At 70.8% G+C, this 14177-nt stretch carries 16 protein-coding genes; 5 read left to right on the top strand and 11 right to left on the bottom strand.

The window, feature by feature from the left end:
• Positions 1-215: 215 nt before the first annotated feature.
• Positions 216-827, bottom strand: a complete 612-nt coding sequence (locus AB0B45_RS09915) for a helix-turn-helix domain-containing protein (protein ID WP_358127958.1) — start codon at positions 825-827, stop codon at positions 216-218.
• A gap of 85 nt (positions 828-912) precedes the next feature.
• Between AB0B45_RS09915 and AB0B45_RS09920 the strand changes: the two genes are divergently transcribed.
• Positions 913-1899: an SDR family NAD(P)-dependent oxidoreductase gene (locus tag AB0B45_RS09920; RefSeq protein WP_358127960.1), complete on the top strand. Its 987-nt coding sequence runs from the start codon at positions 913-915 to the stop codon at positions 1897-1899.
• 118 nt (positions 1900-2017) lie between these two features.
• Here AB0B45_RS09920 and AB0B45_RS09925 read toward each other — a convergent pair whose 3' ends face one another.
• Together AB0B45_RS09925 and AB0B45_RS09930 are read right to left on the bottom strand one after the other, a co-directional pair.
• Complete coding sequence (locus AB0B45_RS09925) at positions 2018-2680, bottom strand: dihydrofolate reductase family protein (protein ID WP_358127962.1); 663 nt, start codon at positions 2678-2680, stop codon at positions 2018-2020.
• A gap of 244 nt (positions 2681-2924) precedes the next feature.
• Complete coding sequence (locus AB0B45_RS09930) at positions 2925-3500, bottom strand: hypothetical protein (RefSeq protein ID WP_358127964.1); 576 nt, start codon at positions 3498-3500, stop codon at positions 2925-2927.
• A 245-nt stretch (positions 3501-3745) separates the two neighbouring features.
• Here AB0B45_RS09930 and AB0B45_RS09935 point away from each other — a divergent pair, with 245 nt between their 5' ends.
• Complete coding sequence (locus AB0B45_RS09935) at positions 3746-4342, top strand: winged helix-turn-helix transcriptional regulator (RefSeq protein ID WP_358127966.1); 597 nt, start codon at positions 3746-3748, stop codon at positions 4340-4342.
• 27 nt (positions 4343-4369) lie between these two features.
• On the opposite strand, the gene AB0B45_RS09940 is transcribed toward AB0B45_RS09935, so the two are convergent.
• Entirely contained in the window at positions 4370-4759 is a 390-nt protein-coding gene (locus tag AB0B45_RS09940) for a RidA family protein (protein WP_358127968.1), read from the bottom strand.
• A gap of 66 nt (positions 4760-4825) precedes the next feature.
• Here AB0B45_RS09940 and AB0B45_RS09945 point away from each other — a divergent pair, with 66 nt between their 5' ends.
• The gene (locus AB0B45_RS09945) at positions 4826-5428 is read left to right on the top strand and encodes a CGNR zinc finger domain-containing protein (RefSeq protein ID WP_358127969.1); all 603 of its coding nucleotides are present in this window, start codon (positions 4826-4828) and stop codon (positions 5426-5428) included.
• Positions 5429-5634: 206 nt separating this feature from the next.
• Here the strand turns inward: AB0B45_RS09945 and AB0B45_RS09950 are convergent, their stop codons facing one another.
• The 3 genes from AB0B45_RS09950 to AB0B45_RS09960 all read right to left on the bottom strand — a co-directional run bounded on the left by AB0B45_RS09950 (position 5635) and on the right by AB0B45_RS09960 (position 8890).
• Complete coding sequence (locus AB0B45_RS09950; protein WP_358127971.1) at positions 5635-5913, bottom strand: antibiotic biosynthesis monooxygenase; 279 nt, start codon at positions 5911-5913, stop codon at positions 5635-5637.
• 279 nt (positions 5914-6192) lie between these two features.
• Positions 6193-6783 carry a DUF2867 domain-containing protein gene (locus tag AB0B45_RS09955; protein ID WP_358127973.1) on the bottom strand — a complete coding sequence of 197 codons (591 nt, stop codon included), beginning with the start codon at positions 6781-6783 and terminating at the stop codon, positions 6193-6195.
• 181 nt (positions 6784-6964) lie between these two features.
• The gene (locus AB0B45_RS09960; protein WP_358127974.1) at positions 6965-8890 is read right to left on the bottom strand and encodes a fumarylacetoacetate hydrolase family protein; all 1926 of its coding nucleotides are present in this window, start codon (positions 8888-8890) and stop codon (positions 6965-6967) included.
• Positions 8891-8947: 57 nt separating this feature from the next.
• Between AB0B45_RS09960 and AB0B45_RS09965 the strand changes: the two genes are divergently transcribed.
• Positions 8948-9553, top strand: a complete 606-nt coding sequence (locus AB0B45_RS09965; protein ID WP_358127976.1) for a TetR/AcrR family transcriptional regulator — start codon at positions 8948-8950, stop codon at positions 9551-9553.
• Here the strand turns inward: AB0B45_RS09965 and AB0B45_RS09970 are convergent.
• On the bottom strand, positions 9543-9935 hold the full coding sequence (locus AB0B45_RS09970) for an NUDIX domain-containing protein (RefSeq protein WP_358127978.1): 393 nt from the start codon (positions 9933-9935) through the stop codon (positions 9543-9545). The genes AB0B45_RS09965 and AB0B45_RS09970 overlap by 11 nt on opposite strands.
• Positions 9936-10072: 137 nt before the next feature.
• Here AB0B45_RS09970 and AB0B45_RS09975 point away from each other — a divergent pair, with 137 nt between their 5' ends.
• Positions 10073-10726 carry a DedA family protein gene (locus tag AB0B45_RS09975; RefSeq protein ID WP_358127980.1) on the top strand — a complete coding sequence of 218 codons (654 nt, stop codon included), beginning with the start codon at positions 10073-10075 and terminating at the stop codon, positions 10724-10726.
• On the opposite strand, the gene AB0B45_RS09980 is transcribed toward AB0B45_RS09975, so the two are convergent.
• From AB0B45_RS09980 to AB0B45_RS09990, 3 genes are all read right to left on the bottom strand, one after another.
• On the bottom strand, positions 10670-11410 hold the full coding sequence (locus tag AB0B45_RS09980) for a GntR family transcriptional regulator (protein WP_358127982.1): 741 nt from the start codon (positions 11408-11410) through the stop codon (positions 10670-10672). The genes AB0B45_RS09975 and AB0B45_RS09980 overlap by 57 nt on opposite strands.
• 194 nt (positions 11411-11604) lie before the next feature.
• Positions 11605-12663 (bottom strand): DUF917 domain-containing protein, encoded by a 1059-nt coding sequence (locus AB0B45_RS09985; RefSeq protein ID WP_358127984.1) that lies wholly within the window; start codon positions 12661-12663, stop codon positions 11605-11607.
• Positions 12656-14173: a hydantoinase/oxoprolinase family protein gene (locus AB0B45_RS09990; RefSeq protein ID WP_358127985.1), complete on the bottom strand. Its 1518-nt coding sequence runs from the start codon at positions 14171-14173 to the stop codon at positions 12656-12658. Before AB0B45_RS09990 ends, AB0B45_RS09985 begins: the two co-directional genes overlap by 8 nt.
• Positions 14174-14177: the final 4 nt, after the last annotated feature.

Genomic DNA, 14177 nt, shown 5'->3' on the forward strand with positions numbered 1-14177 from the left:
GGTAGCTGGGCGGAGCCGTCCAGCCGACGGTTCCGAAATGGGGCTTCAGCCCTGTCTCGCGGTCGCGGACGGCTTCGGCGGAGGCGGGCTCCGACGCCGTGATGATGACCGTTCCGGATTCGGCGGTCGGCGCCGACATCGCCCTCCAACTCAGTCAGCGGCGCGACGGTGCCCGTGCCGACCTGCCGGCCCTGAGATGGCCGCGGGGCGGCGCCTCAGCCCGCCTCCTGGCGGCAGCACATGACCAGATCCATGGCCTGCCGCATCGCCCGCCGTACGCCTTCGGGGGTGTCGCCGCGCCGCAGGGCGGCCAGCGTCGCGGCGCTCACCGCGCCCACCATCGCGCCCACCAGAGTGGCGGCGGCGATCTCGTCCAGGTCGTCCTGATAGGCCTCGTGCAGCGCCTGGGCCACCTCGTCCTGCGCGGCGACGTATCGCTGCAGCATCCGCGCCTGCAGCACCGGCGCCGAGCCCGCCAGGCGGACCCGTAGCGCAGCGAGCCCGCTGGTCAGATCGCTGTCCCAGCTGTTGGCGATCATCTGGTCCATCGCCCGCACGAGGACGTCGGGGAACACCTCGCCGGGCCGGCGCTCGGCGATCACGCGCAGGGCGAGGTCGATCCGCACGTCGGCGTTGGCGAACAGCACATCCTCCTTCGCCTGGAAATGGAGGAAGAAGGTGCGGGTGGACACCTCGGCCGCCTCGGCGATCTCGGCCACGGTGACGTTCTCGTAGCCCTTGTCCTCGAACAGGCGGACCGCCGCCTCGATCAGCGCCTGCCGCGTGCGCCGCTTCTTGCGCTCTCGCAACCCCAGGCTCTCACTCATGCCCACATCCTATTGCACTCCATGCATTGCTTCATGCTATGTATTGATACATCGAATGTAGCGAATTGATGAAGGGAAGGTCACCATGGGAAGCCTGGACGGACGCGTCGTCCTCATCACCGGCGCCGGTCGCGGCATCGGACGCGAGGAGGCGCTGTTCTTCGCCGCCGAGGGCGCCAAGGTCGTCGTCAACGACCCCGGCGTCGCCATCGACGGCTCCGGCGGCGACGCCGGGGTCGCGGGCGCAGTGGTCGAGGAGATCGTCGCCCGCGGCGGGCAGGCCGTCGCCAACACCGACAGCGTCGCCGACTGGCGCGGCGCCCAGCGCATGGTGGACGCGGCCCTGCGGACCTACGGCGACCTGCATGTCGTCGTCAACAACGCGACCATCGAACGGAACCGGGCACTCGTCGACCTGAACGAGGAGGAGTTCGACGACGTCATCGCCGTGAAGCTGAAGGGCACGTTCTCGGTCACGCGGTGGGCGGCCCGGCACTGGCGCGAACGGTTCGAGGCCGGCATCCGCGTCGACCGGGCCGTCATCAACACCTCCTCGGGCTCCGGCCTGCTCAACCCGCTGCCTACCCAGGCCTCCTACGCGGCCGGCAACGCGGGCGTCGCGGCGATGACCATCATCGGCGCGCTCGAGCTCGGCCGGTACGGCGTGCGCGTCAACTGCATCTCGCCCTCCATGGCCCGTACCAGGCTCACCCTTGAGGTCCCCGGCATGGGTGAGGAGCCACCGGCGGACGGCTTCGACCCGTTGCACCCGTCCACCAGCGCGCCCATCGCCGCCTACCTGGCCACCGCCGCGTGCCCGCTCACCGGTCAGGTGCTCTCGGTGCGGGGCGGATCGGTCGCGGTCAACCACGGCTGGTCGCGTGGCGGGCACGTGCACAAGGACGGCCGGTGGACCGTCGGCGAACTCGCCGCGCAACTACCGGAGGTGCCGATGGACGACCCCTTCGGCAAGCTCGCCGACGCCCTCGGCAGCGCCCTCGGCCGCACCGGGCACGCCCGGATCCAGGAGATGATCAACGCCCTTCTCGACCAAGGAGCGCATTCCGGCTGACGGGCGCCACCCTTCGCGCACGGCCTGTTGGTAAGGCTGGCGCCACCGGCCGCCATCTGTGGCATTGCCGCTGGTAGGCGGCGCTGGACACTTCGGGCACCCCCTGCGCGCGCGTGATCTACCGGCCTTGGTGAACGTTCGCGGCCGGAATCGACTGGTTGTGACCCGGACCACGGCCCTTCTGCCGGATCAACCGGTATGTCAGATGGGTGATGAGGCTGGTGCCCGAGGGGTCACTGAGGGGTTCGAGAGTGATGTCCCCGACGTTGTCGAACAGCCGCTCGCCCCTGCCGAGGATCACGGGCGCGACATGCAGGCGCAGCTCGTCGATGAGCCCTGCCGCCAGGTACTGGTTCACCGTCCGCGCGCCGCCCGCGATGGCGACGTCGCGGTCGCCGGCGGCCTCACGTGCCTGGGCCAGTGCCGCCTCGATCCCGTCGGTGACGAAGGTGAACGTCGTGCCATCCTTCATCGTCAACTGCTCACGCGGGTGGTGGGTGAGGACGAAGACCGGCGCGTGGTACGGCGGCTCGTCGCCCCACCAGCCGTTCCAGTCCATGTCCCAGACGCCGCGGCCGGGGCCGAACATGTTGCGGCCCATGATGAAGGCTCCGGCTGCGGTGATGCCCTCGATCACCGCGGCGTGCCGCTCGGGCTCGTCGAACATCCACCGGTGCAGGCGCTCGCCCAGGCCCTTGCCGAACGGGTTCTCCAGGCTCTGGTTCGGTCCCGCCACGAAGCCGTCGAGGGACATCGCCATGTCACAGGTGACCTTGCTCATCTCACTGCCTCCTGCGTTTCCGGGCGCTCGTCTGGCGCCGCCTTCAAGGGGAGGTCGGAGCCGTCCGCCCGTTCTCTACATGCCGGCCGGAGTCCTCTTCAGGATGCGGGTCCTCCCGATCGCCAGAGCGGATGCCGTCGTCGACGGCCGTCCCGGAAACGGGTCGTCTACGGGACGGTGCCGCGACGGACGATCGCACGTCTGGCGGAGCGACTGAGCGTGGAACCGGCCGACGGGCTCCGGGTCACACCAGCGCGTACATCAGGCGGTACGGACCCCAGCGCAGCGCTCTGGTGAGGGTGAGGTTCCTGGTGTCGACGCCTTCGAGCAGGACGGCTAACGCCATGTCCACGGCGTTGACCGGGCCTGACGCCTGCCCCGCGACGGGTACGCGCCCCCAGGTCCAGCCCCGGCGCCGGAGCAGGACGCGCGTGTCCGCGCGACGGAGTTCGAAGTCCTTGCCGGACCCCACCGCGATGTAGGTGTAGCAGGCGCCTTCGTGGTCGAGACGGAGACCGCGGCCGCCGCGGGTCAGCGCCCACCAGCGACGCCGGAGGGTCACCTGGCGCCCTTCGATGTCCAGTCTGGCGCTGCCCAACGACGGCATGTAGGAGTACGCGCGTCCGGTAAGGCGAGCGGTCGGGAGGTGTTCGCCGCGCACCTCGGTCGCGAAGAGGTTCGTGTCGTCGTCTCGCGCCACCGGATACTCGACCTCCGCCTGGCCGAACGGGCCCAACTCGCCCCGCAGGCCGAACCGGTGGTACGTGCGGCTCCCCACGCGCACCTCGAACGGTTCGAGGGCGAAGGTGAAGCTCGTCATCGGGGGTCCCTGCCGTTCTCCATCACGAAACCGTTGAGGCGAGATCAGCAAAGCACGGCATCCCGGCGGTCAGTGACGCGGGTCCAGGATGGGGCGGCCAGGAGCGGCGGAGCGGATCACGGCCCGCCGCGCTGCGGAGACGGCCGCGACCTGGGCAAGGGGCAGCCCGCGAGTGACCATGACCGACCCCTGGTGATCGCCCTCAATGGCACGACGATCACAGTCACTAGGCCGGTTTGGAGTCAGTGCCGAACTCCGACGATGCGATCGCGCCGGCGATCAAGCCACCGATCGGGATCGCGCCCCAGGAGACGAAGCGGACCGTCGCCATCACCCGGGGGCAGCAGTTCGGGCGGACCGGCCGTCTGCCGGTAGGTGCGGGTCACCTCGTCGCACACGGGGTACTGGAGAAGCGGCCCTATTCCGATCGCCCGCCGCGCCACGACTACCTGCTGACCGCGAAGGGTGAGGGTCTGCTGCCGGCACTCATCGCGCTACAGGATTGGGGCACCAGACATGTGATGGGCGATGGGGCGCTGACCGCGACCAGCGAGGACGGGTCGGCCGTGACCCGCCGGGTGCATGAGCTGGTCAATCGAAAGATGCCGGATGTCGTTCTGGAACGACACGACGGCGAGCCGGTCGCGCCCAACGCACCGGGTGGCGTCTGGACCGTGCTCTACTTCTTCCCCGGCACATTCGCCCCCGGCTCGATCGCATCCACCGGGTGCTGGCCGACAACGCCAAGAACTACCGCATCAGCCTGCCTTTCAGCAGGCCTGCGCCGCCCTGGGCGCCCGCCAGAAGTTCATTCGCCCGCAAAAACCGGGCCGACCCGATGACCGGTGGATGGTCCCGCCACCGGGGCGTCACACGACGGCGACGGCATCGATCTCCACGAGGAACCCGGGGCCCAAGCCGGCCACGACGTGGACCGTGATGGCCGGCGGCGGGTCGGCCAGGTTCCACACCTCCTGGAAGGCGGCCACACCCTCGTCGAACGTGTGGCCATCCACCACGGCGATGCGCCAGTGCACGATGTTCGCCAGGCTCGCTCCCTCGCTCTCCAAGATGGTCGCGAGGTTGCGGAACACCTGCCTGGCCTGCTCCCCGACCGTGGGACCGACGACCTTACCGTCGGCGTCGACGCCGTTCTGCCCGCCGACGTAGATCGTCTTCGCCGGCTGTTCGACCACGACGGCCTGACTGAAGGCCGGGCTGCGATGGAGTCCCTCGGGGTTGACGTGCCGTACACCCATGTGTTGCCTCCTCGGATAATGAAACCAGTTATAGTGGTTTCGTACGAAACCATTTATAGTGGTTTCATGCGAGCGAGTGCAACCGGACGCGTGCTGCACGACCCCAAGGGAGGGTCGTTCTGGTTCGACGCCGGCGCAGTCTGCCTGGACTTCGCCCACACGGGCGGCGAGGGCCGGTACGCGGTGTTCGAGGCCCTCCATACGCCTGCAGATCTAGGCGAATGGCTGGCCCAGCCGCCGCTGGCCGCGGTCACGACGGTCCCCGTGACTGCCCGAGAGTTGACCGCGGCCAAGGCCCTCCGCCAGGCGATCTGGGACGCGGCGCACGCCCAGGCGGGGCGTCGCCCCCTGCCCGCCGCGGCGGTCGCGACCATCAACCGGGCCGCGGCCGCGGCGCCGCTGGTCCCCGAGCTCGCCGCCGCCGACACGACCGCGGGGTGGGCGCCGCCGGTGCGGGCAACGCAAGCGCTGTCGACGCTGGCACGGGAGATGATCGAGCTGCTCTCAGGGCCACTCTCCGGGCGCATCCGCGAGTGCGCGAGCGACGACTGCCCGCTGGTGTTCGTCGACTCGTCCCGCCCCGGCGCCCGGCGCTGGTGCGCGATGGAGCGCTGCGGCAACCGCCACAAGCTCCGGGCTCTCCGCGCCCGGCGGGCCACGGACCCGTGACGCAGCCTCAAGCACGGCGAACCCTGTGTTTCACCAGCGATCACGTATGAAACACCCGAGGCCAGGCGAGTCCAGGGCGTTCACCGTTTCATGGGTCGGTGCAAATATTGAGCCCGCTCGCCCGGTGAGCCGTTCGGGCGAGCGGGTTTCTGCGGCGGGCGGCTTCAGACGCGCGAGAACTGTCGCGGCGCGCCTCGATGTGAGGGCTAGGACGCCACGAGTTGAAGGATCTCGCGAGGGCGGGATTCGCGCTCGTCATAGGCGAGGTCGAGCCCTGCCGCCTGTATGGCAGCGAGCGACGCCGCGAACGCGTCCTCGGACTCCCATTGCACAATCGAAATCACCGCGTCGGCGGACACCCAGCAGTCAGCCGAAAGGCATCCCGGGTGCCGACGGAACTCCTCGGCGACCTGGTGGACGCGGGAGATGAACTCCTCGCGGTGGGCAGCGTGCGGATAGTGGCTCGCCACCATGCCAACCTTCATGATGCTCTCCTTGGACTCTCTCGATGGTGTGTTGTGGCTCGGATCGTTGGCGGGCGCCTGGGCCGGACCGGTTCGTGGTGTGGTCGGCCACGGCGGCTTACGCCCGCTGTCACAGGTAGGTGGGGTCGGACCGCCACTCAGTGGTCAGGTTCCCTAGCGCGGTGGCTGCGGCCCTGAGCGACACGGTTGCGGTGGGTGCAGAGGCGCGGTCGGCCAGCCGGGGAGGCCCTCTCGGAAGGCGGTGTGCCGTCGGCCGACGTGGGGCTCGGCGGGGTACGGTTACCCCGCGCTTCGATCGCCGGCCCGCATCCGCCAGCCGCGTCCGATCATTCGGACCAGTGCCGGATCCACGATCAGGTGTCGGAACGGCCTGATCGCGGCCATGTAGGCCTTCCCGAACAGCCCGTTCGGCTTCACCAGCACGGCCATCTGGCCGCGGTAGCCACCGGCCTGGTCCGGGACCCAGCCGATGTGCATCACCGTGTGCACGGTCCGGTTGGCCATCTCCGCCGCCCACTCGTTGTCCGTCAGGTAGACCGAGGTGAACGGGACCGCACGGAAGTCCGGTCCGGGTGAGGCGTCGCGGAGATCCGCCGGCAACCTGTCGCGCAGTGTCCGCACGCGTGCGCCGATGCCGGTGCCGGGTTGGTCCCAGCCGAGCAGTTCCCCGATCTTCCAGCGGAGCGCGAAGAGCGTACGGGTGGCACCGGAGAATCGTCCCTCGCCGGAGGACATCTGCCGGACCAGCAGCGCGAGGTCGTCAGGACCGCCAGGCGTCGGCAGCGCCCACACGTCCTCGAGCCGGAAGTCGGGCGCGAGGGCGTGGATCCGCCAGGGACGCGAGGTGTGTGCGGCATTCGGGATCTTCATTAGTGGACCACCTTCAGTGCAGAGGGGTACGTGGCACGGGGGTCAATCCCGAGTACGCCGGCGGCGCCGCTGGCCGCGAATGCGATCACTGCGCCCTTGATCGCACCGTCGGCGGCGAGCGCGGCGGCTCGGGCCGGCGAGCCGTCGGCCCGCCTCCGGGGGAGACCGTGGACCACGGGGTTCACGACTGACGCCGGCGGTCCCATTCGGCCATCAGGCCGAACAGGGCGAACCTGTCGATCGCCGGCTGGTCGGGGTGAAGCTCGCGGTACCGCTGGTAGACGTTGACCACGACCCGCTCGGCGTCCAGCCAGTCGGCGTACTCGGCCAGGTCGATCCCGAACGCCGCCTCCTGGAAGTCCAGCCCCTTGGCGTAGGCGGCGTCGGCCTGCTCGACGACATGGCGGAGGTAGTCGCGGACGGCGCGGATCCCGTCGGCGTCGGTCACCGGGCCGTGGCCCGGCACCACGACGGCGGCGTCGAGGCCGATCATCGTGTCGCAGGCGGTGATCCAGTTGGCGATGGGGCCGCTCCACACGATCGGGGTGCAGCCGATGAACAGCAGGTCGCCCGCGAACAGCACGCCCGCGTCGGGCACGTGCACGATCGTGTCGGCCTCGGTGTGGGCGGGCCCCAGGTTGAGCACGTGCACCTCGCGCCCACCGACGTCGAGGTTGAGCCGCCGATCGTAGGTCTGGTCGGGGATGCGCAGGCGGATGCCGCCGAAGTCGAACGGCCGGAAGCGGTCGCGCAGGTACCGCGAGAGCGTCGGCCCGAGGTCCATGACCTGCAGGGCCGCGGTCAGCTCCGGCGGCATCTCGGTGCGCATCTCGTGCGCGGTCCCCTCGGCGGCGATGAGGCGCACCGAGCCGGGCAGCAGCTGTCCGCCGTGGGTGTGGTCACCGTTGGCGTGGGTGAGCACCGCGTGGCTGAGCGGGTGGCGATCGGTGATCGGCCGCATGCCCGAGAGCATCTCGGCGGTGAGCGGCAGGTCGTAGAGCGTGTCGACCAGGAGGGAGGCGCCGTCGCCAGCGACGAGCCCGGCGTTGCTCATGCCGTACCCGCCGTCGGGCAGCAGCCAGGCCCAGACGCCGTCGCCGACCTGGTGCAGTCCCTTCGTGTACGGCAGGGCGGGTTCGGCCGGGTTCACCCGGGGCCGGCGCACCGGGGCGGCCGGGTCCGGCCTGGCGGCGAGGGGGTGCGGGGCGGCGCCGGCCCGCACGGTCTGCCGAACCTCGCCCAGCCCCTCGGCGCGCAGGGACACCACGTCGCCGTCCTTGAGCCAGCCGCGGAACGCGCCGAGGTCGCCGAAGTCGAGATGCTCCAGCAGGCAGCAGCCGGGAACGGTGCCCGAGCCGAAGACGTCACCCGGCTGGAGCTCGACACCGCGTGAGGCGTAGGAGACGACCTCACCGAAGGACCAGTCCATGGCGTCGGTACGGCCCTCGCCGACCGGCTCACCGTTGACCTCGGCCCGCACCTGGAGCGCGAGCCTGCCGTTCTCGAGGAACGGCAGCTCGTCGGGGGTGACCAGCCACGGTCCGAGGGTGGTCGCGCCGTCCTTGCCCTTGGCCTGGCCGATCTTGAGCTGGCTCTCGAGGCCCTGCAGGTCGCGGGCGCTCCAATCGCAGTAGAGGGTGTAGCCGGCGATGTGGCCTTCGGCCTGTTCGGGGGTCAGGTCGCGGCCCGGGGCGCCGATCACCGCGCCGATCTCCAGCTCGAAGTCGAACCAGGCGCTGCCGGGGGAGATGGGCACGTCGTCGTGGGGTCCGATGACGGTGGCGGGGTTGGCGAAGTAGAAGGCGGGGATCTGGTACCAGACCTGCTCCAGCGTTCCCGTGCCGCCGGCGGCTCTGAGGCAGCCGCGCATGTGGTCGAGGAAGCAGAGGCAGTCACGCAGGGACGGCGGTCTAGGGATGGGGGCTCTCAGCGTGACGTCGGCGAGCGCGACGGTCTCGTCGGGCTCGGCGAGCGCCCGCGCGCCCGCCTCGCGCAGCGAGGGGAGCAGCTCGACCAGGGTCGTGCCCCGGGGCAGCGCGTGGATCAGGTCGCCGTTGATGACACCGACCCTGTCGCCGTCAGCCGAGGTGTAGGTGACGAAGCGCAAAATGACCTCCTGTGTTGGCCAGCATAGAATACGATTGCTAGCACAGAAGGAGGTGGCATGACAACGCGACGAGAGCAGACCAGTCACGAGAGCCGCGAGCTGATCCTTACGGCGGCGGCGGAGCTGTTCGCGGAGAAGGGCTACAGGCAGACCACGTTCGCCGACGTGGCCGAGCGGTCCGGGATCAGCAGGGGGTCCATCCCGTGGCACTTCGGCAGCAAGGAAGGCCTGCTGCTGGCCGTGCTCGAACGCTCGGTGGACCTCCTCCGCGCCGGCCTCACCGAGGAGCCGGAGGAGATGGACACGGTGGAGGAGGTGGCGGCCGGGTTCGTCCGCCTGATGGAGGGCACCAACGCCCTGTTCGTCATGCCCACCACCAAGCTTTTCGTCACGCTCCTGGTGGAGGCGCTGGAGCCGGGCTCGCCGATCCAAGGCCGCTACTTCGAGATCCACAACACCCTGCGCGGCCACTGCAGGCGATGGCTGGAGCGCCTCCCGCTGCCGCCCGGGGTGTCCGCCGAGGCGCTGGCCGTCACGATCATCGGCGCCGTGATCGGCATCCATCAGCAGTGGCTGCTGGCGCCCGACCGGGTCGACGCCGAGCAGGCATTGGCCGCGCTGCGCGCGCTGGTGGCGGGGGCGGTGCTGACGGTCAGGGGATGAGCAGGCCCTGGGTGTGGAGGGTGTCGAGGACCAGGCGGTTGGCGGCGGAGACGCGGTCGCGGTCGCCGTGGGTGAGCCAGGCGATCTCCGCGATCTCGGCGTTGGGCGTGAGCGTGCCCGTGTAGTCGGCGGTGTAGCAGGTCATCCGCACCGTGACGTCCGCCTTGCCGTGGGCGGGCGCCTCGTAGGTGCCCACGTGGTGGAAGGTGCCGGGGACGAGCGAGACGGTCAGCTCCTCGGCGATCTCGCGCAGCAGGGCCTCGGTGTCGCTCTCGCCCGGCTCGCGCTTGCCGCCGGGAAGGTAGAAGGCCTCCTGGCCGTGGGAACGGGTGCCCAGCAGCTTGCCGTCCTCAAGGAGGACCCATGCGACCTTGTCGATCACCTGCCTCTCCTTTCTCGGCGGTCGGCGCAGGTAGTCGGCCTGAACAGACCCTTTCACAGGGTAGCTCCTCCGGCTCGGCGGACATCCGTGAACGCTACGGTGTTCGACGCGGTCGGCCGACTGACTAATGTGGCCGGATGCATATCGACGAGTGGCTGCAGGCGATCCCGCCGGTGTGGATCTGTGCGCTGGTCGGGCTGGTGATCGGGCTGGAGAGCCTGGGCATCCCGCTTCCCGGCGAGATCGTCCTGGTCAGCTCGGCCCTGTTGTCGGCCAAGGGCGTGGTCAGCCCCGTCTGGGTGGGCGTGTGCGCGAGCGTCGGCGCGATCATCGGCGACTCCATCGGGTACGGCATCGGCCGCAAGGGCGGCAAACCGCTCTTCGACCGGCTCGGCAGGCGCTTCCCCAAGCATTTCGGGCCGCACCACATCGCCAAGGCCGAGCATTACTTCCACCGCTACGGGATGTGGACGGTGTTCCTCGGGCGGTTCATCGCCCTCCTGCGCATCCTGGCGGGGCCGCTGGCCGGGGCCCTGCGCATGCCGTACTGGAAGTTCCTGGTCGGGAACGTGCTGGGCGGCATCGTCTGGGCGGGCGGCACCACGGCGGTGATCTACTCCCTGGGGATCGTCGCCGAGAAGTGGCTGAAGGGGTTCTCGTGGGTGGGCCTGGCCGCTGCCGTGCTGTTCGGCATCGGCACCACCTGGTACGTCAAGAGGAAGGCGAGCAGGGCCTCAGCGCTCGATGAGAGTGACCTCGAGGGAGTAGTGGGACGCGCGGTAGACATGTGAGCCGTGCTCGACGGCCTTGCCCTGGTCGTCGTAGGTGGTACGGACCATGGTCAGCAGCGGCGCGCCCCTGCGCTCGTCGAGCAGCTTGGCCTCGGTGGCGGAGGCGGCGCGGGCGCCGATGCGCTGGTTGGCCACGCGCATCCGAACCCCGGCCGCGCGCAGCAGTTCGTAGAGGCCACGTCCCTGCAGGCCCTCGGGGGTCAGGGGGGCCAGGCCGACCGGCAGCCAGTTGTGCAGCAGGGCCAGCGGCTCGCCCGAGGCGAAGCGGAGCCGTTCGAGATAGAGGGCCTCGTCGCCGGGGGACAGGCCGAGGACCTGGGCGACCTGCTCGTCGATCGGCCGCGGTTCGAGGGCGAGGACCTGGGTGGCGGGCTCCTGGCCTGCGCGGCGCAGGTCGTCGTAGAGGCTGGTCAGCTCGACCGAGCGCTTGACCTGGCCGTGGACGACCTGGGTGCCGACACCGCGCTTGCGGACCAGCAGGCCCTTGTCGACGAGGTACTGGATGGCCTGGCGGATCGTCGGCCTGGACAGGCCCAGCCGGTCGGCGAGCAGGATCTCGTTGTCGAGCCGGGAGCCGGGGGCCAGATCGCCACGCCTGATGGCCTCGGCGATCTGCTCGGCTACCTGGAAGTACAGGGGGACGGGACTGGAGCGGTCCAGATCGATCGCCAGGTTCGCGGTCATGTGATCAGGTTAGCGAGGTCAGAATGTCCTGACAAATATTTCGTTGACGTTGCACACCGCGAGTGAACGTCCGACCCCCGCCGGGGGTCCGGGAGTCCGGGACCCGGGGCTGGGATCGCGTGGTGGAGGGTCGCGCTGCGGCCCCGGTCCTGGGCGGCTCCGGGGCGTGGTCCCGGAGCCAGGGGGTCAGGGGGTCAGGGGATTGGGAGGGGCTGGTAGTCGCAGTCGTAGCCGAAGTAGCGGGGCCCGGCCAGCTGGAGCCCCGCCGGCGTCACCCACCGCGGGTCGCAGGGCGCGCCGATCACGGTGACCCGCAGGCCGTACCGCATCGCCTCGGTGGTCACCGGCTCGCCGGTGTCCGTGTCGAGCACGCAGATCAGATCGGGCGTGGTCGCGACGATCGCGCCGTCCCTGCGCGCGAGCAGGTGCTCGTTCTGGAAGCTCAGCTCGAAGCTCCCGTCGCCCGCCAGCAGCGCCTTGCCGCGGGCGAACCCGCCGGTGGTGCGCCGCTCGACGTCCACGACCTTTCCGGTGAACAGCGTGACGCCGCCGAGCGCGGACGTCGCCGCCGCGACGGGATCGGCGTGGGCGGCGCGGGCCTGCCGTACGGCCCGCCCGAGATCCTCCGCCAGGGTCAGCGTGGCGGGGACGAGACCGTCGGCGAGCTGGTCGCCGCGCAGCACCGTGTCCGCGCAGGAGACCTGGCAGCCCATCTGGACGCACGCGGCGCGCGCGATGCGTTCGGCCCAGTGGTTGGAGACGGCGTCGAGCACCAGCGTGTTGCCCTTGTCGTCGGCGATGGCCATCGGGGTGTTGGACACGCCGATGAGCGTGGGCAGCACCATCTGCGCCTCGGGGAAGGCGCGGCCCATGGCGTCGCCGTCGACCAGCGGCAGCCCCGCCTGGGCGGCCGCGGCGATGGGGATCATCGAGTTCACGCCGCCGACCTCGATCGGCACGATGTGGGTGGCGCGGCGGCCGATGACGGCCTCGAGGGCGCGCAGCGCGGCCAGTTCCTCGGTGCCCGCCGGCAGCTTCTCCAGCAGCACGGTGGGCGCGCCCATGCCGGAGACGGGGACGACGGTCGCGTCGGCGGGGACCTCGGCGATGTCGTGGAGCATCACCGGCCCGTGGCGCCTGATCGCCTCCCTGGCCAGCAGCTTGCCCACGTAGGGGTCGCCGCCCCCGCCGGTGCCGAGGATGCCCGCGCCCCTGGCCATGTCGTCCAGGTGCTCGATGCCGATCTCACGCATTGATCTTCTCCAAGTCCAGGTCGCCGACGGCCTTCACCCTGATGCGGGTCGCGTCGCCGGGCAGGTAGGCCAGCGGGACCTCCTCCACCTCGGCGATGCGCACGCTGCCGGTGCGGGCGCCCGCCCGCTCGGCGCGGGCGACGGCCTCGTTCTTCGCCTCCCGCAGCACGGTCTCGCGCGGACCCGAGTAGACCTTGTCCACCTCGCCCCCGACCTGGGCGATGGCGGCGCCGACGGCGTTGGCCACCGCGAAGTGGTCGGGCCTGCGCACGTCGTCGAAGCCCGGCAGGTCGGAGATCAGGATGCTGCCGCCGCCCACCAGCACCACCGGCAGCGGCTCGGGCGAGGTGCGCATCCTGTCGACGGCGTCGGCCACCCGGCCGGCGATGACCTTCAGCGGCTCTGCGGGATCGACGCCGGCGACGAGCGCGGGGTCGCCGATGGCGGCGTGGCCGGCCGCGACGGCCAGGTCCGTGGCGGTCAGCGTGCCGCCGCCGAACACCAGCGCCTCCTCCGGCAGCAGGTAGCCGACGCTGCGTGGCCCGACAGAGCCGTCGTCGGCGACGACGGAACCGCCGCCGATGCCGATCGACAGCACGTCGGGGATGCGGAAGTTCGTGCGGACCTCGCCGACCATCGCCTCACCCGAGGCCTCCCGGGGGAAGCCGCCGACCAGGATGCCCACGTCGGTGGTGGTGCCGCCGATGTCGACGACCGCGCAGTCGGTCAGCCCCGACAGGTAGGCGGCGCCGCGCATCGAGTTCGTGGGGCCGGAGGCGAAGGTGGCCACCGGGTAGCGCAGCGCCCTGGAGACGTCCATGAGCGTGCCGTCGTTCTGCGAGAGGAACAGCGGCGCGTCGATGCCCGCCACTTCCAGAGCGTGGGCGAAGGCGGCCACGGTGCGCGCGGCGAGGGGGCGCAGCGCGGCGTTGACGATCGTGGCGTTCTCCCTGGCCAGCATGCCCACCCGGCCGATCTCGCTGGACAGCGAGATGTGCGCCTCGGGTCCGAGTTCGGCCGACAGGATGTCGGCGGCCCGGCGCTCGGAGGAGTCGCTGACGGGGGAGAAGACCGAGGAGATCGCCACCGAGCGCAGTCCCCTGCGCCTGATGTCGGCCGCGACCTGCCGCAGCTCGTCGGGGTCGAGGTCGGAGATGGGGGTGCCGTCGTACTCGTGGCCGCCGTGGCACAGGTAGACGGCGCCCTCGACGACCTCGCGTAGGCGCTGCGGCCAGTCGACCATGGGCGGCAGCGCGGCCGTGGCGGGCAGGCCGAGCCGTACGGCGGCGACCGGTTCCAGGCGGGCCGCCTCGACGAGCGCGTTGACGAAATGAGTCGTGCCGATCATGACCGCGGACACCTGGGTGGCGCCGAGGCCCGCGAGGGCCGCGGCGACCCCGCTGGTGACGTCCTCCGTGGTGGGGGACTTGACGGTGGCAAGCACGTCGCCGCCGTCTCCGATGAGGGCTGCGTCGGTGTTGGTGCCGCCGACGTCGATGCCGATGCGCATGGAG

This window comes from Nonomuraea sp. NPDC049152, from assembly GCF_040648355.1.
Classification (GTDB): Bacteria; Actinomycetota; Actinomycetes; order Streptosporangiales; family Streptosporangiaceae; genus Nonomuraea.